The following is a 21,873-nucleotide window of genomic DNA, read 5'->3' as shown; positions in this document are numbered from 1 at the left end:
AGCGACGCTGCGAACCTGCCCATGAACATACTCACCATCGATGCCGGCACCACCAATACGCGTACCTTGCTGTGGCGCGCCGGCGCCGTCGTCGCCCAGGCGCAGCTGGAAACGGGCGTGCGCAATACCGCCATCGATGGCCATAACGGCGCGCTGAAACAGGCGCTGCGCGATACCATCGCCAGCGTGCTGGCCAGCGCCGGCATCGCGCCGTTCGCCGTGGACCTGGCGCTGGCGTCGGGCATGATCAGCTCGCCCATGGGCGTGCGGGAAGTGCCGCATTTGCCGGCGCCCGCCGGCCTGGCCCAGCTGGCGCAAGGCATGCAGGCGGTGGATTTGCCTGACGTGCTGGCGCAGCCCCTGTGGCTGATCCCCGGCGTGCGCAACCAGCATGGCGCCGTCGGCCTGCATAACGTCGAGGCGATGGACATGATGCGCGGCGAAGAGACGGAAGTCGTCGCGCTGCTCGAGCGCCTGCAGTTGCGCGGCGCGGCGACCCTGATCATGCCCGGTTCGCATACAAAATTGATCAGCGTGGACGAGCAGCGCCGCATCCTCGGCTGCAGCACCACCATCGCGGGCGAACTGCTGCAGGCGATCACGCAGCACACCCTGATCAAGCAATCGGTCGATGGCGGTTTTGCCCAGACCCTGGTGCCGAAAATGCTGCTGGCCGGCGCCGCCGCAGCGCAAAAAACGGGACTGGCGCGCGCCTGCTTCAGCGTGCGCACGCTGGGCCAGTTCAGCGCCGTCGAATGCAATGAGCGGGCCAATTTCCTGATGGGCGCGGTCCTCAGCGGCGACCTGCTGGCGCTGCGCAACAGCACCGCCATCCAGATGCGCCCCGATACCCCGCTCGTCATTACCGGTAAACCCATGCTGCGCCAGGCACTCGGCTTGCTGATCGAAGAACACGGATTTTTTTATGGCAAGCGCATCATCGTCGACGACCAGCAGCAAGACCATCTGGCCGGTCACGGTGCGCTGCTGATCGCCGCCGCGCGCGGCTTGATTTCTCCGCAGGAGACGGTATGAGTGACAACAAGAACAAGCGTCCCTTGCGTTCGCAGTCGTGGTTTGGCGGCGACGACAAGGACAGTTTTATTCACCGCAGCTGGATGAAGAACCAGGGCTATCCCGGCGACGCCTTCGATGGCCGGCCCGTCATCGGCATCTGCAATACCTGGTCCGAGCTGACGCCCTGCAATGGCCATTTCCGCGACCTGGCCGAGATGGTCAAGCGCGGCGTGCTCGAAGCGGGCGGCTTCCCCGTCGAGTTTCCCGTGATGTCGCTGGGCGAGACCAATCTGCGCCCGACGGCCATGCTGTTCCGTAACCTGGCCAGCATGGATGTCGAGGAATCGATCCGCGCCAACCCGATCGACGGCGTGGTGCTGCTGACGGGCTGCGACAAGACCACGCCGGCCCTGCTGATGGGCGCGGCCAGCGTGGATTTGCCCACCATCGTGCTGTCGGGCGGCCCCATGTTGAACGGGAATTACCGGGGCAAGCCGATCGGCTCGGGCACGGATGTGTGGAAGTTTTCCGAAGACGTGCGCGCCGGGCGCATGACCTCAAACGAATTCAAGCAGGCCGAATCGTGCATGTCGCGCTCGGCCGGCCACTGCATGACCATGGGTACGGCTTCCACCATGGCCAGCATGGTCGAGGCGCTGGGCGTGACCCTGCCCGGCAACGCGGCCATTCCCGCCGTCGATGCGCGGCGCAAGCTGCAGGCGCAGCTGACGGGCCGGCGCATCGTCGACATGGTGCATGAAGACCTGAAACTGTCGCAGATCCTCACGCGCGACGCGTTTGAAAACGCCATCATGGTCAACGGCGCCATCGGCGGCTCGACCAATGCCGTGATCCATCTGCTGGCCATTGCCGGGCGCATCGGCGTGGACATGCGCCTGGCCGACTGGGACCGCCTGGGCCGCGACATTCCTTGTTTGCTCAACCTGATGCCGTCGGGCCAGTACCTGATGGAGGATTTTTACTATGCGGGCGGCCTGCCCGTGATCATCCGTGACTTGCTGGGCAAATTGCATGGCGAGGCGCTCACCGTCACGGGCGCCAGCATGGCCGTCAACGTGGCCGAGGCGGAAAATTTCAATCCCGAGGTGATCACGCCGCTGGCGCAGCCATTCAAGGACGAGGGCGGCATCGCCGTCCTGCAGGGCAACCTGGCGCCGCGCGGCGCCGTCATCAAGCCTTCCGCCGCTTCGCCGGAACTGATGCAGCACCGTGGCCGCGCCGTCGTCTTCAACAGCATCGAGCATTATAAAAAGCGCGTCGACGATCCCGCGCTCGATATCGACGCCAGCTGCGTGATGGTGCTGCAAAATTGCGGCCCGCAAGGCTATCCGGGCATGGCCGAGGTGGGCAATATGGGACTGCCGAAAAAACTGCTGGAGCAGGGCGTGCGCGACATGGTGCGCATCTCGGATGCGCGCATGAGCGGCACGGCCTACGGCACGGTGGTGCTGCACGTGGCGCCGGAAGCGGCCGTGGGCGGCCCGCTGGCCCTGGTGCGCGATGGCGACATGATTGAACTCGACGTGGCGGGACGCCGTTTGCACCTCGACGTCGACGAGGCCGAGCTGGCGCGCCGGCGCGCCGAGTGGCGCGCGCCGCCACCGGCCATGCAGGGCGGCTATCAATCGATGTACATCAAGCACGTGACGCAGGCCGACGAAGGCGCGGACCTGGATTTTCTCGTCGGCTGCCGGGGTTCGGCCGTGCCGCGCGAATCACACTAAAAACAAGGAAAAATGATGGGGACACGGGCCCAATTGCTGGTCGATGCGCAGAATTTCCTGGGCGAGGGCGTGCGCTGGTGCGAACGCAGCGGCCGCGTTTTCTGGACGAATATCGAAGGCTGCCAGCTGCATGCGCTGGTGCTGGCCACGGGCGAGCGCCAGAGCTGGGCCATGCCCGAGCGCCTGGCGTGCTTTGCGCTGACGGACAACGACGACGTGCTGCTGCTGGGACTGGCCTCCGGACTGGCGTGGTTTGACGCGTGCAGCGGGGCCGTCACGCCCTTGCACACGGTGGAGGGGGACTTGCCCATGACGCGCCTGAACGATGGCCGCTGCGACCGCCAGGGACGCTTTGTCTTCGGCACGCTCGATGAGCGCCCGTGCCGCGATGCCATCGCCAGCTTTTACCGCCTCAACCTGGACTTGAGCCTGGAGCGCTTGCCGCTGCCGCCCATCGCCATCTCGAACAGCATCTGCTTCAGTATCGATGGCACGGCCATGTACTTTTGCGATTCGATGAAGAAGGCGATCTACCGCTGGGACGATTACCTGGGGGGCGACGGCAGCCGGGTGCGCGTGTTTGCCGTGCTCGATCCGGGGCCGGGCGCGGCCGATGGCGCCACCATCGATGCGCACGACCACTTGTGGAGCGCGCAGTGGGGCGCGGGACGCGTATTGCGCTTCGCGCCGGACGGCAGCGTCGAGCGGGCGATCACCTTGCCCGTCTCGCAACCCAGCTGCGTGAGCCTGGGCGGCCCGCACTACGACGAATTATTCGTCACCACGGCGCAGGAAAGCTTGACGCCGGCCCAGTTGGCGGGCGAACCGCTGGCCGGTGGATTGTTTCATGCGCGCCAGGTGGACGTGCGCGGTTTGCCGGAAGTGCGCTTTGGCGCCCTGCCGGCCTGACAGGAGAGAGCATATGCAAAAGCACACGGTTTATGAGGGTATTATCGAGCGGGGCATGGTCGGCATCGTGCGCGCCCCTTCGGCGCAGGCGGCCGTGCAGATCGCCGAGGCGTGCATCGCCGGTGGCATCACGGCGCTGGAAGTGGCGTTCACCACGCCCGATACCCTGGGCGTGCTGCGTACCCTGCGCGAACGCCATGGCGACGAAGTTTTGCTGGGCGCGGGCACGGTGCTCGATACGGAGACGGCGCGCGCCGCCATCCTGGCCGGCGCCCAGTTCATCATTTCGCCCGGCGTGAACGTGGAAACCATCGCGCTGTGCCAGCGCTACCAGGTGTTGTCCATGCCGGGCGCGATGACGCCGACGGAGATCGTCACGGCCCTGCAGGCGGGCGCCGACATCGTCAAGGTCTTCCCGGCCGAGATGTTCGGCCCCGCCTACATCAAGGCCCTGCGCGCACCCCTGCCGCAAGCGCCGCTGATGCCCACGGGCGGCGTGACGGTGGAGAACCTGCATGCATGGTTTGCCAGCGGCGCCGTGGCCGTGGGCATCGGCGGCAGCCTGAGTGGCCCGGGCGCCACGGGAGATTACGCGGCCGTGACGGCGCGTGCGCGCGCATTTGTGGCGAAGATGGCGGCCGTGCGTACGGCTAAGTCTTCTGGCTAGCTCCCGGCGGGCCGGGAATCTGCTACGCTAGGCGGGCAATGTCGCACGCCTCATAGACCAGAATATGTCCAACATCGCCCGCATCCTGCAAGACAGCCGCATCATCGCCATCGTCGGCATGTCCGACAAGCCCGAACGCGCCAGCCATGAAGTGGCCGATTACCTGCTGCGGCATGGCTACCGCGTATTGCCCGTCAATCCGGCCCTGGCCGGGCGCGACGTGCTGGGCCAGCGCGCCTACGCCACCCTGACGCAGGCTGCGGCGGCTGTCGCGCCGGCGCGCATCGACATCGTCGACTGCTTCCGCAAGTCCGAGGATATCCTGCCCATCGCCGAGGAAGCCATCGCCGTCAAGGCAGGCTGTTTGTGGCTGCAGCTCGACATCATCAACGAGCAGGCGGCGCAGCTGGCGCGGGCGGCGGGCCTGGAGGTGGTGATGAACCACTGCACAAAAATTGAGCACCGCAAGCTGGCGGTGGCGGCATGAAGGCGCGCACGCAATTTCGCGCCGGCCAGGGCTTCGAGCTGAACGAGGAATTCGCCGGCAAGCGCTTGCTGGGCGCCGCCACCAAGGCGGCCAACAAGAAGCTGACCCCAGCCCAGTGCAAGGCCCTGGACCGCGAGGAAACCGTGGCCCTGACGGCGCAGATCGCCGAGTGCCAGAGCATGCTGTATGCACAGCACAAGAAAAAAGTGCTGCTGGTCCTGCAGGGCATGGATACCTCGGGCAAGGATGGCACGGTCAAGGCGATCTTCAGCAATATCAATCCGATGGGCATCCGCGCCGTGGCGTTCAAGGGCCCCACCGATATCGAACTGGCGCACGACTACCTGTGGCGCGTGCACCAGCACGTGCCCGTCAAGGGCGAGATCGCCATCTTCAACCGCAGCCATTACGAGGATGTGCTGATCACGCGCGTGCAGGACATGATCGACAAGGCCGAATGCCAGCGCCGCTACGCGCAGATCCGCGATTTCGAGCGCATGCTGAGCGAAACGGGCACCGTCATCCTGAAAGTCTTCCTGCATATCTCGAAGGACGAGCAACGGGGACGGCTGCAGGAGCGGCTTGACGACCCGGACCGCCAGTGGAAGTTCGATCCCAACGATATCGCCCAGCGCAAGAAGTGGGATGGCTACCAGCGCGCCTATGAAACGGCGATCCGCGAGACCGATGCCGATCACGCGCCGTGGTACGTGGTGCCATCGAACTCCAAGACGCAGCGCAACCTGGTGGTCGCCTCGCTGCTGCTGGAAACGCTGCAGGGCATGAAGCTGGAATACCCGGCGCCGGACCCGAAACTGTCGTCTTTCAAGGTCGAGTAGAACTCAGGGCAGTTCAGCGCGGCGCCTGCGGAATCGGCCGCGCTGTGGCATAGTATCCCTCGTCGATAATTCAAACCAGACCGGAGATCCATATGCTGCAGTTGAAAGATCCTACCTTGTTGCGTCACCAGGCTTACGTGAATGGAGCCTGGGCGGATGCCGATGGTGGCCAGACGATTAACGTGAGCAATCCCGCCACCGGCGAGCATATCGGCACAGTGCCCCTGATGGGCGCGGCCGAGACGCGCCGCGCCATCGAGGCGGCCAATGCCGCCTGGCCTGCCTGGCGCAAGAAGACGGCCAAGGAACGCGCGGCCGTGCTGCGCCGCTGGCATGACCTGATCCTGGAAAACGCCGATGACCTGGCGCTGATCATGACCACCGAGCAGGGCAAGCCCCTGCCGGAGGCGAAGGGCGAAGTGCAGTTCGGCGCCTCGTTCATCGAGTGGTTTGCCGAAGAAGGCAAGCGCGTCGCGGGCGATACACTGCAATCGCCATGGCCGGACCGCCGCCTGGTCATCACCAAGGAACCGATCGGCGTGTGCGCCGCCATCACGCCGTGGAACTTCCCCGCCGCCATGATCACGCGCAAAGTCGGCCCGGCCCTGGCCGCCGGCTGCCCGATGGTCCTGAAGCCTGCCGAAGCGACGCCGTTTTCCGCGCTGGCGCTGGCCGTGCTGGCCGAGCGCGCGGGCGTGCCTGCGGGCGTGTTCAGCATCGTCACCGGTGCGCCGAAAGACATCGGCGGCGAAATGACCTCGAACCCCATCGTGCGCAAGCTGACGTTTACGGGTTCGACCCAGGTGGGCCGCTTGCTGGCGGAACAGTGCGCGCCGACGATCAAGAAACTCTCGCTGGAACTGGGCGGCAATGCGCCGTTCATCGTCTTCGACGACGCCGACCTGGATGCTGCAGTGGAAGGCGCCATCGCCTCGAAATACCGCAACGCGGGCCAGACCTGCGTGTGCGCCAACCGCCTGTACGTGCAGGACAGCGTGTATGACGCGTTTGCCGAAAAACTGGTGGCCGCCGTGGCCAAGCTGAAGGTGGGCAATGGCATCGAGGCGGGCGTCACGCAAGGCCCGCTGATCGACGCCAAGGCGGTGGCCAAGGTGGAAGAGCACGTGGCCGATGCCTTGGCCAAGGGCGGTCGCCTGCTGGCCGGCGGCAAGCGCCATGCGCTGGGTAATGGATTCTTCGAGCCGACCATCATCGCCGACGTGACGAACGACATGCGCGTGGCCACCGAAGAAACCTTTGGCCCGCTGGCGCCGCTGTTCCGCTTCAAGACCGATGAGGAAGTGATCGGGCTGGCCAACAACACGGAATTCGGCCTGGCCGCCTACTTCTATTCGCGTGACATCGGCCGCATCTGGCGCGTGGCCGAAGGCCTGGAAACGGGCATGGTTGGCGTTAACACGGGCCTGATCTCGAACGAGATCGCCCCCTTCGGCGGCGTCAAGCAATCGGGCCTGGGCCGTGAAGGGTCGACCTACGGTATCGAAGACTATCTCGTGATCAAGTACATCTGCATGGGCGGGATCTGACGCCGTTTAACGTGAGCCGCGGCGCGCAGCCAACCTGTCCAGCATGCCCTTGACCGCTTCCATCTGCGTGCCGCTCTTGCGGTAGAAATCCGGGTCGATCGGGTTGATGCTGGTGTAGCCCCAGAAATCCCAGCAGCCTTTCGGGTTGTACGGGTAGACGGGGCTCGGTTCGGCCTGCGGATACAGCACGATGATCTTGTTGGCATCCGCCACCTGGTTGTAGCCGGTGCTGGTATAGAAGCGGTCGCCGATCGCCTGCGTCGTCTGCAGGCAGCCGTGGAACACCACGTGCACGCGGCAGCTCTCGCTGTCGCAGGCTTTCGGGATGTAGGCGTAGCCCGTATTGTTCATGCTGGAGTAGGCGTTCTGGATGAAGCTGCGCTGGTTGAAGGCGATCAGCTTGCCCGTCAGGGTGGTCGACGACGGTTGCAGGTCCGGGTACAGGTGCTGCAGGATGTCGCGCGCCTGCACGAAGTCGCAGTCGTTGATGAACGGCGACTCCGTCACGGCGCAGGGCTTGTCCTGATTGTTGTCTGTGATGATGGCATGGCCCGCGCCGACCGTATCGACGAAGCGGATCTGCGCCGCCGGCGTGCCTGCCAGTTGATAGAATTTTCCCACCTGTTCCACCACCGGCCGCGTCACGGTCTGGTCTTTCGTTCCGCTGAACAGATACACGCGCTGGCGTTGCAGGTTGGCCGTGTCGTCGATGAGACGGGCGCGCGCAAAATCGTTCGCCGCGCGCAGCAATTCGCTGGCCACGGGCGGCGCCACCTGCGCGCTGCCCGGATTCATGCAGGTGGTCAGGGCATTCGTCAGGTAGGGAATGTAGGGGAAGCGGCCCGGTTGGCCCGAGCAGAAAAACGGGCCACCGGCGATGATGCCGGCGCCGGCCACCGTGGCCGAGTAGGCGACGGCAAATTGCGCCGCCATGAAGCCGCCCGAGGACAGGCCGGACACGGTGGTCTGGCTCAGGTCGGCCTGGTAGGCGGGCAGGGCGGCGGCATCGTTGCTCGCGGCGGGCTTGACGGCTTTGGCGGCCGTGGCGGCGTGCGCGCTTGCTGGCGCCAGGACGAGCAAGCTGGCGGCCAGCAGGGTGGTGGTTAGTGTGGTCAGGTGCGCGGTCAGGTGCGGGAAGGACATGGTGACTCCACAAGGCAAGGGCAGGAAGGCCGAGCATAGGTAAAAAAACTATGCGTTGGGCAAGTACTGCACTGTCGTTGATGTCGCTCAAGCTATCGCTGTTGTTGTGGCCCTCATGCGCGTGGGCGGCGTTTGACATAGAATGGTTTTTTTCCGTTCAACCATGGTGCCCCTCATGTCCAAGACCCTTGCCCAGCTGTTTGCGCTGACCACCCTTGCCGCCAGTGCCAGCCTGGCCGTGCCGGTCCATGCCGCCGAAACCGCGCCAGCGGCCTGTCCCGCCATCCTCAAGCAGACCTTCAATCGTTTGCAGGATGAGGCGCCGCAAAACCTGTGCCAGTACGCGGGCAAGGTCGTGCTGGTGGTCAATACGGCCAGTTATTGCGGTTTTACCAACCAGTATGAAGGGCTGGAAGCGCTGTACGCCAAGTACGGCAGCAAGGGCTTGGTGGTACTGGGCTTTCCGTCGAACGATTTCGGCAAGCAGGAGCCGGGCAACAGCAAGGAAATCGCCGATTTCTGCTACAACACCTATGGCGTGAAGTTTCCCATGTTCGCCAAATCGGCGGTTTCCGGCCCCACGCCGAACCCCCTTTACGTGGACTTGATCAAGCAGACGGGCAAGACGCCGGCCTGGAATTTCCATAAATATTTGATCGACCGCCACGGCAAGGTGGTGGAAAGCTTCCCCAGCAAGGTGACGCCGGACGACAAGAAACTCGTTGGCGCAGTGGAAAAAGCGCTGGCGATGTAAGTTGCCGACACACAAGCAGGCCTGCGCGCCTGCTTTTTTTAATGCCGCGCTTGTCGTCTTGCCATCATTGTCCTAAGCTGGTGGTTCGTGTCTGTCAAAACAACCATCAAGGAGATCATCATGGCGTATGTCGATGGATTTGTGGTGCCCGTACCGAAAGCCAAGCTCGATACCTATCTGGCCATGTCGCGCGCCTGCGGCGCCGTCTGGCGCGAATATGGTGCGCAGGAATTTCGCGAATGCGTGGGCGACGATGTCAAGCCGGGCAAGCTGACCTCGTTCCCGCAGGCGGTGGACTTGCAGGATGGCGAAGTGGTGGTGTTTTCCTGGATCGTGTTCGAATCGCGCGCCAAACGCGATGAAATCAACGACAAGGTCATGAAAGACCCGCGCCTGGCCGAGATGATGGATCCGGCCAAGCTGCCGTTCGATGGCAAGCGGATGATTTATGGCGGCTACGAAATGCGCGTAGACGCTTAATTGACAAGCTGCGCCATCATGGCGCCGCGCAGCGCATTGCACACGACGATCGCCTCGGCCCGCGCCAGCATGGGACGCGTGATGATGGTTTCCCGCGCATCCCAGGCGGGATCGGCCAGCATGGCCGCGCGCTGCACGCCGGGCAACAAGCCGCAGGACAGGGGTGGCGTGTACCAGCGGCCATCGAGCCGGACGAAGACATTGCTGCGCCCGCCCTCCGTCAGTTCGCCCCGCTCGTTAAAGAACAGCATGTCGAAGCCGCCTTGCGCCTCGGCCGCGCGCCAGGCCGCGTCGTAGCACGCGCGCACGCTGCTCTTGTGGCGCAGGAACAGGTCGTCGGCAGTCGTGGCGTCGGGCGCCAGCAGGATGTTGACCATCTCAGGCAAGGCGGTGAGGGCACCGCTTTGCGTCGTAAACTGGCCGCCCTGGCGCAGCGCCAGGCGCAGGCGGAAGGGGATATCGTCGGAGCGCGCCGCGCAAGCCGCCTGCAGCGCGGCGCGGGCAGCGTCCGCATCCCAGGCAAAATTAAAATAGGCGCAGGAGGCGGCCAGGCGCGCCAGGTGGCGTTCCTGCTGGCGGCAGCCATAGTCGCGGCTGGCGTGCAGGGTTTCGAACAGTTCGAAGTCGTTCGTGAGGCCCGTGAGGAAGCGCGCCTTGAGCTGGCACTCCGCAAATTCCTCGTGCGGGTCGCTGTCGAGCACGATGCCGGCACCCACGCCCATTTCGCCGCGCCGCATGCCGCCAGGGCCAGCCGGCTGCAGAGCCAGCGTGCGGATCGGCACGGACATGCAAAAGTCGCCCACGGCGTGGGCGGCGCCAGCGTTTGGTGGATCGAACCAGCCGATGGCGCCCGTGTAGATGCCGCGCGGCGCCCCTTCCAGTTCGGCGATGATTTCCATGGTGCGGCGTTTCGGCGCGCCCGTGATCGAACCGCACGGATACAAGGCCTGGAAGATGTCGGCCAGCGAGGCGTCGCCGCGCAGGCGTGCCTGCACGGTGGAGGTCATTTGCAGCACGCTGCTGTAGCGCGTCACTTCGAACAGGGCGGGCACATTGACGGAGCCCGTGGCGGCGATGCGGCCGATGTCGTTGCGCAGCAGGTCGACGATCATCAGGTTTTCCGCGCGATTCTTCGGGTCATGGGCCAGGGCCTTGGCGCGGCGCGCATTTTCTTCCACCTGTTCGGCGGGAGCGGCCGGCGCCGTGCCTTTCATGGGACGCGCCGTCAGCTCGCCTTGCGCATGGCGCACGAACAGCTCCGGCGACAGCGACAGCAGGGCGCCGCCACCGGGCAGCATCACCAGCGCGCCATACGGCACGGGCTGGCGCGCGCGCAGCCGCGCATACAGAGCCAGGGGCGAGCCGAAGGCGTCGAAGCGCAAACGATACGTGTAGTTGACCTGGTAGGTGTCGCCGGCCACGATGTAGTCGTGGATGCGGTGCAGTGCGCGCGTGAATTCGGCTTGATCCACATTCGCGCGAATATCGGCCACGCCGGCCGGCGCGGTGTCCGCGCGGACGCGTTCGTCCAGCCACTGCGCCACGTCCTCCTGCGACAGCTGGGTGCAATGGTCAAAGACGAGCACTTGCGCCAGCGGTGGCGCGCCGGGGCCGGGGGCGCGCGGCGGCATGGCCAGCAAGTGCGCGCCCAGCTCGTAGCTGCACACGCTGACGGCGTACTGGCCGCGTTTTAAAGCCCCTTGCAGCCCTTCGAGCAGGGCCGGCCACTGCTCCCCCTCGCTGCACCGCAAGACCGCCGCCAGGCCCGTGTACAGGCGCGAACCGGCGCCGGGTGTGCTGGCGTCGTCGAGCAGGGCGAAACAGTCGGTGTGCATGGGGACAGCCGCGGCGATGACTTACCCCAGCAGCATGGCGATTTGCAGCGCCGCTTCCTGGGAGGGATTGATCTTGAAGCCGCTCTTGGCGTAGCGGTGCCAGCGTCCGATGACGAAGCTGACGATCAGGGTGGCGCGCGCCGCCACTTCGCTTTCCTTGCCATGGCCTTCGGCGGCGGCCACGCGCAAGGCCTGCTTGAGCGCCAGTTCCACGCGGTCGTAGAACTGGTTCATGCGCACTTGCAGGCGCTCGTCCTCATTCACCAGCGCATCGCCGATCAGCACGCGCGTCATGCCCGGATTGCTGATGGCGAAATTGAGCAGCATGCCGACGATGTCGCGCGTCTGCGTCATGCCGTCGCTGTGCTTTTCCGCGATCTGGTTGATCAGGCCGAAAACGCTCGACTCGATGAATTCGATCAGTCCTTCGAACATTTGCGCCTTGCTGGCGAAATGGCGGTACAGGGCCGCTTCCGACACGGCCAGTCTGGCCGCCAGTGCGGCAGTGGTGATCTTTTCGCCTTTCGGCTGCTCCAGCATTGCGGCGAGGGCCTGAAGAATTTGTAGCCTGCGTTGGCCCGGCGGTGTGCTTGCCATATTTTCTCTTGTCGTTAAAAAAATGCTGCCTTGATGGGGCGTTCCGTCACCGCCGCTAGCGGTGCGGCTTCCGGCGTCAACCGGAAGCCCAGGAGTCCCCTTCAACGCAGGCGGTGAAGGCGGCGTACCAAATGCCGGACAGATTTTACTTTGACATCGACGTAAGCGGGGCGATTTAACGCCTTGGGCAGCTTCGCCACGCCGATCGGATCGGCCATTTTCAGGTATTGCGTGACCCAGGCCGTGCGCATGCCCAGTTTTTTTGCGCCCTTCAGGTTGGCCAGGGTGTCTTCCACCAGGATGCAGCGGCCAGGGCGGATCTGGTGCTTGCGCATCAGTTTGCGCAGCATCAGCGTCGATGGCTTGGGCCGCAGCTGGCGGTGCACATGCATCGCCTCAATGGCGATATGCTGCGCAAAGTGCCGGCGCAGGCCCAGATGGCGCATCACGTCGCTCGAGTAGCGCAGCGGCGCGTTGGTGAGTAAAATTTTACGGCCAGGCAGGCGTTTGAGTAAAGCCCCCAGCCCCCGCTCGGCGCGTATCATGGCGCGCAAATCGTCGAAGGCGTGCGTCTCGTGCAAAAAATGCGCGGCCTGCACCTGATGGTGCTTGACCATGCCCAGCAAGGTGGCGCCATAGCGGCGCCAGTAAGCCGCGCGCGCCGCATTGACGATGGCGTCGTCGGCCGGCGTCACGCCGTCGCCCAGCACGCGGGCAATATACGTGTTCATATTGGCCGTGATGGTGGGGAAGATGGCGTGCGAGGCATTGTGCAGCGTGTTGTCGAGGTCAAACAGCCAGACCGGCGACGAGCGGTTAAGATGGGACACAGGCACAGGAGTCTTTAGGCAAGATGATAAGCAAGATGAAAAATTCAACAATCAGGAAAACCATGCGACGCCAGATTATAGTGATGTTTTGCGGATTATTCTTGTTGCCGTTGCCAGCGGCCTTCGCCGAAGTGCCGCCCGTGGCGCAAAACCGGGGTGCCCTGTTCAGAGTGCAGGACGCCGGCCACACCCTGTATTTGTTCGGCACCATCCACGTCGGCGCCCCCGACTTTTATCCGCTGGAACCCACCGTGACGCAGGCGCTGCATCAGGCTGGCGCGCTGGCGCTGGAGATCGATCCCGGCGCCGACCCGCGCGCCGCCCTGGGCGCCGTGCTGAAATACGGCATGGAGGCGCCGGGCAGCCAAGTGCCGGCCGACTGCCGCCAGACCCTGGCCCCGCGCCTGGCGCCGCTGTTGCAAAAATACGGCATTCCGGCCGAAGCGGTGGCGCAGATGAAACCGTGGATGCTGGCCAGCATGCTGGCCATCGGCGAGTTTTCCACCCTGGGCTACCGCTCCGACCTGGCGGTCGACAATTATCTGTCGCAGCAGGCCAAGGCGCGCAAGATCCCCGTGCTGGAACTCGAGTCGATGGAAGGCCAGCTGGCGCTGTTTGGCGCGATGACGCCGCTCGACCAGTGCCGTTTCCTGGAAGACGGCGTGGCCTCGATCGAGGACCAGGAACAAAGCCAGGAAGCGCGCGAGATCGCCAACGCCTGGCGCACGGCCGACGCGGCCGCCTTCGACAAGCTGGCGGCAAAGGCAGCGACAGACCCTTCGTTCGCCGCGCAGTTCGTACAAAAGGTGTTGTTAGATGGCCGCAACCCGGCCCTGGCCGACGGCATCGCCAAGTTGCTGGCGCGCGAAAAGCACAGCCTGGCCGCCATCGGCGTGCTGCACCTGGTCGGAACGAAAAGCGTGCCGGAACTATTGCGCCAGAAGGGCTTGAAGGTCGAGCGGGTGTATTGAAACGCGGAGTAAATGCGGGCTACAGATAGCAGAGCAGATGGAAAAGTGTTCAGGGCAAGGCGGACTGACGAAGACAGTACGAATGTACGGCGAGGAAGGACAACGCCGCCTTGGGCATTTTTACAGCTGCGGGGAAAGGATACTGGTGCCCTTGACGTGGATCGAACACGTGGCCTCTCCCTTACCAAGGGAGTGCTCTACCACTGAGCTACAAGGGCAAATTAAAAGCGGCGCCAGGTGATCTGCGCCGCCAAACTACTCGCTGTGATGCATTGCGATTTTTTTAGTGCGAACGGATCATAGTACCAAAAGCCTGCTCGGTCAACACTTCCAGCAATAATGAGTGTTCGATGCGGCCATCGATGATGTGCACCGTGTTCACGCCGGACTTGGCGGCGTCGAGCGCGGACGAGATCTTCGGCAGCATGCCGCCCGAGATCGTGCCATCGGCGAACATCTCGTCGATTTCGCGCGCGGACAGGTCGGTCACCAGGTTGCCCTGCTTGTCCTGGACGCCGGCGATGTTGGTCATCATGATCAGCTTTTCCGCTTTCAGGATTTCCGCGATCTTGCCGGCTACGACATCGGCGTTGATGTTGTAGGCCTGGCCATCCTGGCCGAAACCGATCGGCGAAATGATGGGAATGAAGGCATCGTCCTGCAGCGCCTTGACGACGGCCGGGTTGATCGCGTCGATCTCGCCGACAAAGCCGATGTCGAGGAATTCGCCCGGATGTTCGCGGTCCGGCATCTGCATCTTGCGCGCGCGGATCAAGCCGCCATCCTTGCCCGTCAGGCCGACAGCCTGGCCGCCGTAATGGTTGATCAGCATGACGATATCCTGCTGCACTTCGCCGCCCAGCACCCACTCCACCACTTCCATGGTTTCTTCATCGGTGATACGCATGCCTTGCACGAAGGTGCCTTGCTTGCCGATTTTTTTCAGTGCGTTGTCGATCTGCGGTCCGCCGCCATGCACCACGACCGGGTTCATGCCGACCAGCTTGAGCAGGATGACGTCGCGCGCGAAGCCGTGCTTCAGGCGTTCGTCCGTCATGGCATTGCCACCGTATTTGATGACGATGGTCTTGCCATGGAAATTGCGAATGTAGGGAAGGGCCTCGGCCAGAATCTGCGCCTTGATTTGCGGCGACACCGCCGTCAAGTCGTCATTCATGTCCAGGTTCAAGTTAGCTAGTTGATTCATGGCGAGTCCGGAAAATAGATTTGTGCGATTTTACAGGGAAGAAGAAAATCCTGGAGGCATTATAGGGCGATCTTGTTGTATTTTCCCTGATGATCCTATAGTCTGGCCCGATATGTCCCCCAGCCAGCCCTTTTACTGCCCGTTACATCTGCGTCGCATCCCGTCGCAGCATGACACACACTTGCCAATTCAAACACAGCCATGAGCGTATGCACCCGCTGCGGCGCCACCTTCCAGTGTGGCCAGACTGACCCGCAGGCCAGCGGACCCTGCTGGTGCTTGGCCCTGCCGCCAGCCGTTCCCGTGCCCGGCGGCGCCGTCGGCTGCTGGTGCCCAGCCTGCCTGCAAGCGCATATCGCCACCCTGACACCCCCTGTAAAAGCCATCACGTCGGCCAATTAAGCGCTTCGATATAAATTGCTTTGCAATAAACCTTGCATTCCGTAGGGGAATACGTTCAGACTTCAATTTTTAAGAATTTCTTATAGGAAAGTTATGCGCTTCAGGGATATCCGCATCGGCGTGCGCATCAATGCCGGTTATGCCATTTTGATCGTGCTGATGCTGGTCGTCATCGTCCTGGCCGGTAGCCGCATCTATGCCATCCGCGCCGAGACCGACGATATCCTGCAGCGCGACTGGGTCGCCGCCAAAGCCACCAGCAAGATCCATGGACTGGCGCGCGAGGCGGCCACGCGCATTCCCAGCCTGCCGAACCAGCACGAATTGGCACGGCGCCAGGCGAATCAGGCGCACCTGGAAGCGATCAAGCAAGGCATCGATGAACAGGTGCGCATCCTCGATGGTCTCGATGCGCGGCCGGAAGAACGGCGGCTGCTGGAACAGATGCACCTGGCACGCGCCGACTACTATGGCTCGCTCAAGACGATGTTCGAACTGGTCGAGCGCGGCGAGGATGCTGCCGCGGAGCTGGCCATGCGGACGCAGACCTTGCCGGTGCTGGAAAAAGTGCTGCTGTATGTGGGCCAGCTCGATGACTTGCAGCAGCAACTGATACGCGACAGCGCGGCCAGGATACGCGACGATATCGATACGTCGCTGATCCTGATGGGTGGTATCGGGCTGGCAGCCCTGTTGATCGGCCTGGCCTTTGCCTGGTCGGCGCGCTCGATCACGCGTCCCTTGGGCGAGGCGGTGGCGATCGCTACGCGCGTGGCCAAAGGCGACTTCAGTTCCGTCATCGAAGTGACGTCGCGCGATGAGACGGGCGAATTGCTGCAGGCGCTGAAAAACATGAGTACCAACCTGGCCGTCGAGCAGGATCTGCGGCATGCCGTCGAAGTGGCCGAGGATGCGACCAAGATGAAGTCGGACTTCCTGGCGAATATGTCCCATGAAATTCGCACGCCGATGAACGGTATCATCGGCATGACCCACCTGGCGCTGCAGACGGAACTCACCTCGACCCAGCGCAACTACCTGGAAAAGGTGGAATCGGCATCGAAGAACCTGCTGGCCATCATCGACGACATCCTCGATTTCTCGAAGATCGAGGCGGGCAAGATGGCCTTTGAAAAAGTCGATTTTTTCCTCGAGGACGTGCTGGCGCAGATCGCCGACCTGTCCGTGATGCGTGCCCAGGACAAGGGGCTCGAACTGCTGTTCGACATCGCCCCCGACGTGCCGAACGCATTGCAGGGCGATCCGCTGCGCCTGGGCCAGGTGCTGATCAACCTGACCAACAATGCCATCAAATTTACGGACAAGGGCGAGATCGTCGTCAGCATCCGCCTGCAGCAGCTGGAAGAACATGCGGCGGTGCTGCGTGTCGATGTGCGCGACACGGGCATCGGCCTGACGCCGCCCCAGCGCAGCAAATTGTTCCAGGCATTTACCCAGGCCGACACGTCCACCACGCGCCACCATGGCGGCACCGGCCTGGGGCTGACCATCAGCAAGCGCCTGGTGGAAATGATGGAAGGCGAAATTGACCTGGTCAGCGAAGCGGGCGTGGGCAGCACCTTTTTCTTTACGGCCCGCTTCGGCCTGGCCGCCGTGCCGCGCGACAGCCTGCCAGTGCCGTCGCAGTTCCAGGGCCTGCGCGTGCTGGTGGTCGATGATAACCCCAGCGCGCGCGAAATTTTCGTCAGCATGCTGACGGCGCTCGGTTTCGATGCGCGTGCCGTGTTTGGCGGCGTGCTGGCCATCGGCGCCGTGGCGCAGGCGCGCACCGAGGGGCGCCCGTACGGGCTGGTGCTGATGGACTGGAAAATGCCGGGCATGAACGGCCTCGATACGCTGGCCGGCATCCGTGCCGATGCCGCCGGCATCGATGCGACGCCGGCCTGTATCATGGTCACGGCCTTCCATCGCGAAGCACTGCTGGAGGCGGCGCGCCAGCGGGAATTGCCGCTCGATGGCGTATTGAACAAGCCGGTCAGCGCCTCGACCCTGCTCGACCAGATATCGTTCGTGTTTGGCGGCGTGACAGGGCAGAGCCGCAAGACGCAGCGCCAGAGCAGCTACCGCGACGACGAACGCGCCCTGCGCGGCGCCTGGCTGCTGCTGGTGGAGGATAATGAGGTGAACCAGGAAGTGGCGCAGCATATTCTCAACGACGCCGGCATTCGTGTCGACATCGCGAGCAATGGCGCCATCGCGCTGGCGAAGATCGAGGAAAACGCCTATGACGGCGTGCTGATGGATTGCCAGATGCCGGTGATGGATGGCTACCAGGCCACCCGCAAGCTGCGCCAGGATCCCCGTTTTTCGGATTTGCCGGTGATCGCCATGACGGCCAATGCCATGGTCGGCGACAAGGAAAAATGCCTGGACGCCGGCATGAACGATTTCATCGCCAAGCCGATCGACGTGGCGCAGCTGTTCGGTACCCTGGCGCGCTGGATCGCGCCGGCCGCGCCGCAGGAAATGACTGTGCTGGTGGCGCAGCCGGAAGCGGAGCTGCCCGTGATCGCCGGCCTGAAAATGGCGGAGGCCATGCGGCGCGTAGGCGGCAATGCCACGTTGATGCGAAAATTGCTGGATCGCTTTGTGGAAACCCAGTTCGATGCCATGCAGCGCATCGTCGCTGCCATCGAGAACAATCAGCTCGAGACGGCAATCCGGGAAGCGCATACCCTGAAGGGCCTGGCCGGCAATATCGGCGCCGGTGGCCTGGCCGACAGCGCGGCGCGGGTCGAGCATTTGCTCAGCCTGGGATCGCATGACGGCTTGCCGCAGGCACTGGCGGCCTGCACCCTGGCGCTCGACGAACTGGTGCCGAAGATCGTGCTGGCCATGCAGTCGCGCAGCAATGTGCCCGAGCCGGGCAACGCCGTGGCGGCACCGGTGGACCGGGCATACCTGGAGGCGGGCTTGCGCGAACTGTCGCAACTGCTGCAGCAGGACGATGCGCAGGCCGTCAAGCATCTCGATGGCATCGGTCCCGTGCTGGTCGCGGCCGGGCAGGCGGAACATGCGCGCCAGCTGAAGCGCATGCTGGGACAATACGATTTCGAAGGTGCGCTGGCGCAGCTGGGCGAGGTGGCCGATGCGCTGGAACTGACACTGTGACAAGGATAACTATGCAGAGCGAAGGACGGGCATGAGAGCGCCAGCAAGCAAGCCAACCATCCTGGTAGTCGACGACACGCCAGACAATATCGACCTGCTGCGCGCGGTGCTGGAAGACGATTATCGCACCAAGATCGCCGTCAATGGCGAGCGCGCCCTGAAGATCGCCGCCGGCGGCGACCAGCCCGATCTGATCCTGCTCGACATCATGATGCCGGGCATGAGTGGCTACGATGTGTGCCGCGCGCTGAAGGCCGATGCCGCCACGGCCGGCATCCCCGTGATTTTTGTGACCGCCATGAGCGAAGTGGCCGACGAGCAGCTGGGCCTGGCCCTGGGCGCCGTCGATTACATCACCAAGCCGATTTCGGCGCCCATCGTGCTGGCCCGTATCAAGACGCAGCTGGCGATGAAGCAGATGCAGGATTTTTTGCGCGACCAGAATCATTACCTGGAAACGGAAGTCGAGCGCCGGGTGCAGGAAGTGGCGGCGCTGCAGGACGTCACGATACACGCCATGGCTTCGCTGGCCGAGACGCGCGACAGCGAGACGGGCAACCATATCCGTCGCACCTCGCACTACCTGAAGGCGCTGGCCGAGAAAGTGCGCGACCTGCCGCGCTTCCGCGATTTTTTGACGGACAAGAATATCGAACTGCTGTTCAAGACGGCGCCGCTGCACGATATCGGCAAGGTGGGCATCCCCGACCATATTTTGCTCAAGCCGGGGCGTTTCGAGCCGCACGAAATGGCCATCATGAAGACGCACACCACCCTGGGGCGCGACGCCATCCTGGCGGCCGAGCACGAGCTGGGCATCGAGGTCGATTTCCTCAAGTACGCGAAAGAGATCGCCTACAGCCACCATGAAAAATGGGATGGCAGCGGTTACCCGCAAGGGCTGGCTGGCGAAGACATCCCGATTTCGGCGCGCCTGATGGCGCTGGCCGACGTGTATGACGCCCTGATCAGCCGACGCATCTACAAGCAGGGCATGGAGCATGCACAGGCCGTGCAGATTATCATCGAGGGGCGCGGTTCGCACTTTGACGCCGAGATCGTCGACGCCTTCCTGCAGATCCAGGACCAATTCATCGCCATCTCCAGCCGCTATGCCGATGGCGTGTGCGAGATCGCCGACAAGCAGCGGCAGATCGCGCCATATACCGAAAACATCAGCTGACGGTCTTGAAGAAGCGCAGCTGCTTTTTGCGACCGGCGGCTGGCGTCCGGGCCTTTGCCGTCGGCCGCATGACTGCCGCTGTCGCTGCCGCCTGACCAGGCATGGCCGGCGCCGTGCATGCCACATCCAGATCAGTGCTTAGCTGACGGTCTTGAAGAAGCGCAGCATCTCGCGGCTGGCGTCCGGCCCTTTTCCGTCCGTGTAGCTGCCGTTATTGCTGCCGCCGGACCAGGCATGGCCGGCGCCGTGGATGACCCAGTGTTCTCCCAGCGGCGAGCCATCGGCCTGGCTGTGCGTGGTGCGCGTGTAGCGGTGGCCATTCGGCACGCTGCCGTCGATGGATGCCGCCTTGGCCGCCTTGCCGCCCGCCTGACTGCGCACGCCCTGGGCAATCAGTTCATCGCCATTGCGCGGGTTGACGGTGGTGTCGCGGTCGCCATGGAAAACGATGATGGGGACGCCGCCCGCCGGCGCCTTGCGCTGGGCACTGGGCATGGCGCCGCCCTTCATGGCGGCCAGCGCCGACGGCAAGTCCTGCGCCGAAGCGAAGGGCAGGCCCGAATGCACGCCAACGGCGGCAAACAGCTCGGGGTACAAGGTGCCGACGATGACGGCCATGGCGCCGCCCGCCGACAGGCCGGCGACGAACACTTCGCGTTCATTCACCGGGTAGTCGTCGATGACTTGCCGCGCGATGCCGGCGATCAGCGACGGTTCGCCCTGGTCGCGCTGCTGGTCGATGGCGTTGAACCAGTTCCAGCAGCGTGAACTGTTGGCACCCTGCGTCTGCGCCGGATAGACGACAAAACATTCCTTTTCTTCGGCCAGCGCATTCATCTGCGTGCCGGCGGCGAAATCGTCGGGATTTTGCGTGCAGCCGTGCAGCATCACGATCAGCGGCATGGCCTGGCCGTGATAGCTGCTGGGGATATACAGCTTGTACGAACGCGTGCCCGCATGGTTGCGGTATACGCCGTCGATGAACTGCGCGCCAGCGGGTATTTCCGCCGGCGTGGCGGCCGGCGCGTTGAAGCCGGGCGGATGAAAATTCGGCAGCTCGAAGCTGGGCATGTCGAAGCTGTGCTGGCCCAGGCCGGCGGGCACGCCCAGGCGCGCCATGAAATCCTGCGCGAATTCCTGCGCCGCCTGCGCGGGCGTGGGCGGCACAGATGCCGCTTCCGGTGCGGCGTCCGCTTGCGGCTGCGCGGCGCGGGCCTGCGCTGGCGCCGGTGGCGGATTAATGTCGCGCATCGGCTGCGGTGGCGGCGCTTGCGTGGACGCCGCGTGCGGCGTCAGGCCGGCGGCAGACAGCGCCTGCTGGATCGCTTCGGTGGCGGCGGCGGGACCGCTGCCCATCAGATTACGGGTCGCTGCGCGCATCTGCGCCAACATGTTGAGAGGTAGTTTCATGACCATCCTTAACGGTGCCGCGCATCGGCCGGGTCATAGCCGCAAACCAATACGCTAGTGAATTCGCCCTGCGAGCGCCGTCTTGACGACGGTGCTGGCGTGCAGGGCACCTAATACGAAAATCGACTCGATGGTGGCCAGTGCCAGTTCCACGGAGACGTCGCTGGCGATGCTGGCCAGTCCCAGCACCTGGATCTGCAGGCGCTGGCCGGCTGCCTGGATCGCTTCCAGGTCGGCGCGCGAATAGTGCTGCATGCCCAATACCAGGCTTTTACGGGCGACGGTTTGTTTCACCACGTCGGCGTGGATACCCAGCTGGTTGCGGATGGCCGTACGGATCAGATCCGTGCGGTTGGAATAAAATCCCTCCTGAACCAGCAAATCGATCTGCCCCAGGTCGATCAAGCCGAGGTTGATCGTGATTTTCTCGGATTCCCCAATTTTGGGCTTGCTGTCTTGCTTGGCCATATCTCTCCAAAAACTCCACGTGGCATCCAATTGCCATCTGTATGGATGGTAGTATAGTTGTGTAATATCTCAAGTCAAGCAGGATCTGGCCTGATCGTGTTGTAGGACGGGCACCCGCAGAGTGAAAACCAGCTGCAAAATAAATTTCCGGGAGATGCGTTTTTGAGCATGCTTTCGCTTGAAAATATACTCACAGAAACATTGCATGCCGACGCCGTCGACGCGCCGGCGCGGTTTCGCGGCATAATGA

General features: G+C 63.6%; 20 protein-coding genes and 1 tRNA gene. 13 read left to right on the top strand and 8 right to left on the bottom strand.

From position 1 onward, the window contains the following. Positions 1-21: 21 nt before the first annotated feature. The 7 genes from K0F86_RS09125 (at position 22) to gabD (ending at position 7,211) form a co-directional block, all read left to right on the top strand. Positions 22-1,035, top strand: a complete 1,014-nt coding sequence (locus K0F86_RS09125) for a 2-dehydro-3-deoxygalactonokinase (RefSeq protein ID WP_219134093.1) — start codon at positions 22-24, stop codon at positions 1,033-1,035. Then, the gene (gene araD / locus K0F86_RS09120) at positions 1,032-2,762 is read left to right on the top strand and encodes an L-arabinonate dehydratase (RefSeq protein WP_219134092.1); all 1,731 of its coding nucleotides are present in this window, start codon (positions 1,032-1,034) and stop codon (positions 2,760-2,762) included. Before K0F86_RS09125 ends, araD begins: the two co-directional genes overlap by 4 nt. Positions 2,763-2,777: 15 nt before the next feature. Then, positions 2,778-3,671, top strand: a complete 894-nt coding sequence (locus K0F86_RS09115; RefSeq protein WP_219134091.1) for an SMP-30/gluconolactonase/LRE family protein — start codon at positions 2,778-2,780, stop codon at positions 3,669-3,671. A 13-nt stretch (positions 3,672-3,684) separates the two neighbouring features. Then, positions 3,685-4,338, top strand: coding sequence for a bifunctional 2-keto-4-hydroxyglutarate aldolase/2-keto-3-deoxy-6-phosphogluconate aldolase (locus K0F86_RS09110; protein WP_219134090.1), 654 nt, complete (start codon positions 3,685-3,687; stop codon positions 4,336-4,338). Between the two features lie 64 nt (positions 4,339-4,402). Further along, on the top strand, positions 4,403-4,825 hold the full coding sequence (locus tag K0F86_RS09105; RefSeq protein WP_219134089.1) for a CoA-binding protein: 423 nt from the start codon (positions 4,403-4,405) through the stop codon (positions 4,823-4,825). Then, on the top strand, positions 4,822-5,664 hold the full coding sequence (locus tag K0F86_RS09100) for a PPK2 family polyphosphate kinase (RefSeq protein WP_219134088.1): 843 nt from the start codon (positions 4,822-4,824) through the stop codon (positions 5,662-5,664). The genes K0F86_RS09105 and K0F86_RS09100 overlap by 4 nt, the downstream gene beginning before the upstream one ends. Positions 5,665-5,756: 92 nt before the next feature. Beyond that, entirely contained in the window at positions 5,757-7,211 is a 1,455-nt protein-coding gene (gene gabD, locus K0F86_RS09095; RefSeq protein WP_219134087.1) for an NADP-dependent succinate-semialdehyde dehydrogenase, read from the top strand. Between the two features lie 6 nt (positions 7,212-7,217). Here the strand turns inward: gabD and K0F86_RS09090 are convergent, their stop codons facing one another. After that, complete coding sequence (locus K0F86_RS09090; protein WP_219134086.1) at positions 7,218-8,354, bottom strand: poly(3-hydroxybutyrate) depolymerase; 1,137 nt, start codon at positions 8,352-8,354, stop codon at positions 7,218-7,220. Positions 8,355-8,529: 175 nt separating this feature from the next. Here K0F86_RS09090 and K0F86_RS09085 point away from each other — a divergent pair, with 175 nt between their 5' ends. Further along, positions 8,530-9,108, top strand: coding sequence for a glutathione peroxidase (locus K0F86_RS09085; protein WP_219134085.1), 579 nt, complete (start codon positions 8,530-8,532; stop codon positions 9,106-9,108). A 120-nt stretch (positions 9,109-9,228) separates the two neighbouring features. Then, on the top strand, positions 9,229-9,588 hold the full coding sequence (locus tag K0F86_RS09080) for a DUF1428 domain-containing protein (protein WP_086144438.1): 360 nt from the start codon (positions 9,229-9,231) through the stop codon (positions 9,586-9,588). Here the strand turns inward: K0F86_RS09080 and pabB are convergent. The 3 genes from pabB to K0F86_RS09065 all read right to left on the bottom strand — a co-directional run bounded on the left by pabB (position 9,585) and on the right by K0F86_RS09065 (position 12,856). Then, a complete protein-coding gene (gene pabB / locus K0F86_RS09075) occupies positions 9,585-11,423 on the bottom strand; it encodes an aminodeoxychorismate synthase component I (protein WP_219134084.1) in 1,839 nt (612 codons plus the stop codon). The two genes, K0F86_RS09080 and pabB, sit on opposite strands and share 4 nt — an antisense overlap. A gap of 21 nt (positions 11,424-11,444) precedes the next feature. Beyond that, on the bottom strand, positions 11,445-12,020 hold the full coding sequence (gene slmA / locus K0F86_RS09070) for a nucleoid occlusion factor SlmA (RefSeq protein WP_086144344.1): 576 nt from the start codon (positions 12,018-12,020) through the stop codon (positions 11,445-11,447). A 101-nt stretch (positions 12,021-12,121) separates the two neighbouring features. Next, positions 12,122-12,856 (bottom strand): pyrimidine 5'-nucleotidase, encoded by a 735-nt coding sequence (locus tag K0F86_RS09065; RefSeq protein ID WP_219134083.1) that lies wholly within the window; start codon positions 12,854-12,856, stop codon positions 12,122-12,124. 95 nt (positions 12,857-12,951) lie between these two features. On the opposite strand from K0F86_RS09065, the gene K0F86_RS09060 reads away from it, so the two are divergent. Further along, entirely contained in the window at positions 12,952-13,821 is an 870-nt protein-coding gene (locus K0F86_RS09060) for a TraB/GumN family protein (RefSeq protein ID WP_257572062.1), read from the top strand. A gap of 143 nt (positions 13,822-13,964) precedes the next feature. On the opposite strand, the gene K0F86_RS09055 is transcribed toward K0F86_RS09060, so the two are convergent. Together K0F86_RS09055 and argB are read right to left on the bottom strand one after the other, a co-directional pair. Beyond that, positions 13,965-14,039: transfer RNA gene (locus K0F86_RS09055), tRNA-Thr, on the bottom strand. 65 nt (positions 14,040-14,104) lie between these two features. Then, positions 14,105-14,998: an acetylglutamate kinase gene (gene argB / locus K0F86_RS09050; protein WP_010393729.1), complete on the bottom strand. Its 894-nt coding sequence runs from the start codon at positions 14,996-14,998 to the stop codon at positions 14,105-14,107. Between the two features lie 231 nt (positions 14,999-15,229). On the opposite strand from argB, the gene K0F86_RS09045 reads away from it, so the two are divergent. The 3 genes from K0F86_RS09045 (at position 15,230) to K0F86_RS09035 (ending at position 19,745) form a co-directional block, all read left to right on the top strand. Next, positions 15,230-15,430 (top strand): cysteine-rich CWC family protein, encoded by a 201-nt coding sequence (locus K0F86_RS09045; protein WP_219134081.1) that lies wholly within the window; start codon positions 15,230-15,232, stop codon positions 15,428-15,430. A 93-nt stretch (positions 15,431-15,523) separates the two neighbouring features. Next, positions 15,524-18,562: a response regulator gene (locus K0F86_RS09040; protein ID WP_219134080.1), complete on the top strand. Its 3,039-nt coding sequence runs from the start codon at positions 15,524-15,526 to the stop codon at positions 18,560-18,562. A 31-nt stretch (positions 18,563-18,593) separates the two neighbouring features. Beyond that, positions 18,594-19,745: a two-component system response regulator gene (locus K0F86_RS09035; RefSeq protein ID WP_219134079.1), complete on the top strand. Its 1,152-nt coding sequence runs from the start codon at positions 18,594-18,596 to the stop codon at positions 19,743-19,745. A gap of 138 nt (positions 19,746-19,883) precedes the next feature. On the opposite strand, the gene K0F86_RS09030 is transcribed toward K0F86_RS09035, so the two are convergent. Then, positions 19,884-21,155 (bottom strand): PHB depolymerase family esterase, encoded by a 1,272-nt coding sequence (locus K0F86_RS09030; RefSeq protein ID WP_257572061.1) that lies wholly within the window; start codon positions 21,153-21,155, stop codon positions 19,884-19,886. A gap of 54 nt (positions 21,156-21,209) precedes the next feature. Next, positions 21,210-21,623, bottom strand: a complete 414-nt coding sequence (locus K0F86_RS09025) for a CopG family transcriptional regulator (RefSeq protein WP_034783786.1) — start codon at positions 21,621-21,623, stop codon at positions 21,210-21,212. Between the last annotated feature and the right edge of the window lie 250 nt (positions 21,624-21,873).

The sequence above is a fragment of the Janthinobacterium sp. UMAB-60 genome, from assembly GCF_900095235.1.
Taxonomy (GTDB): Bacteria; Pseudomonadota; Gammaproteobacteria; order Burkholderiales; family Burkholderiaceae_D; genus Janthinobacterium.
The sequence above is the reverse complement of the archived record's forward strand: the minus strand, read 5'-3'. Positions and strand labels throughout refer to the sequence as shown.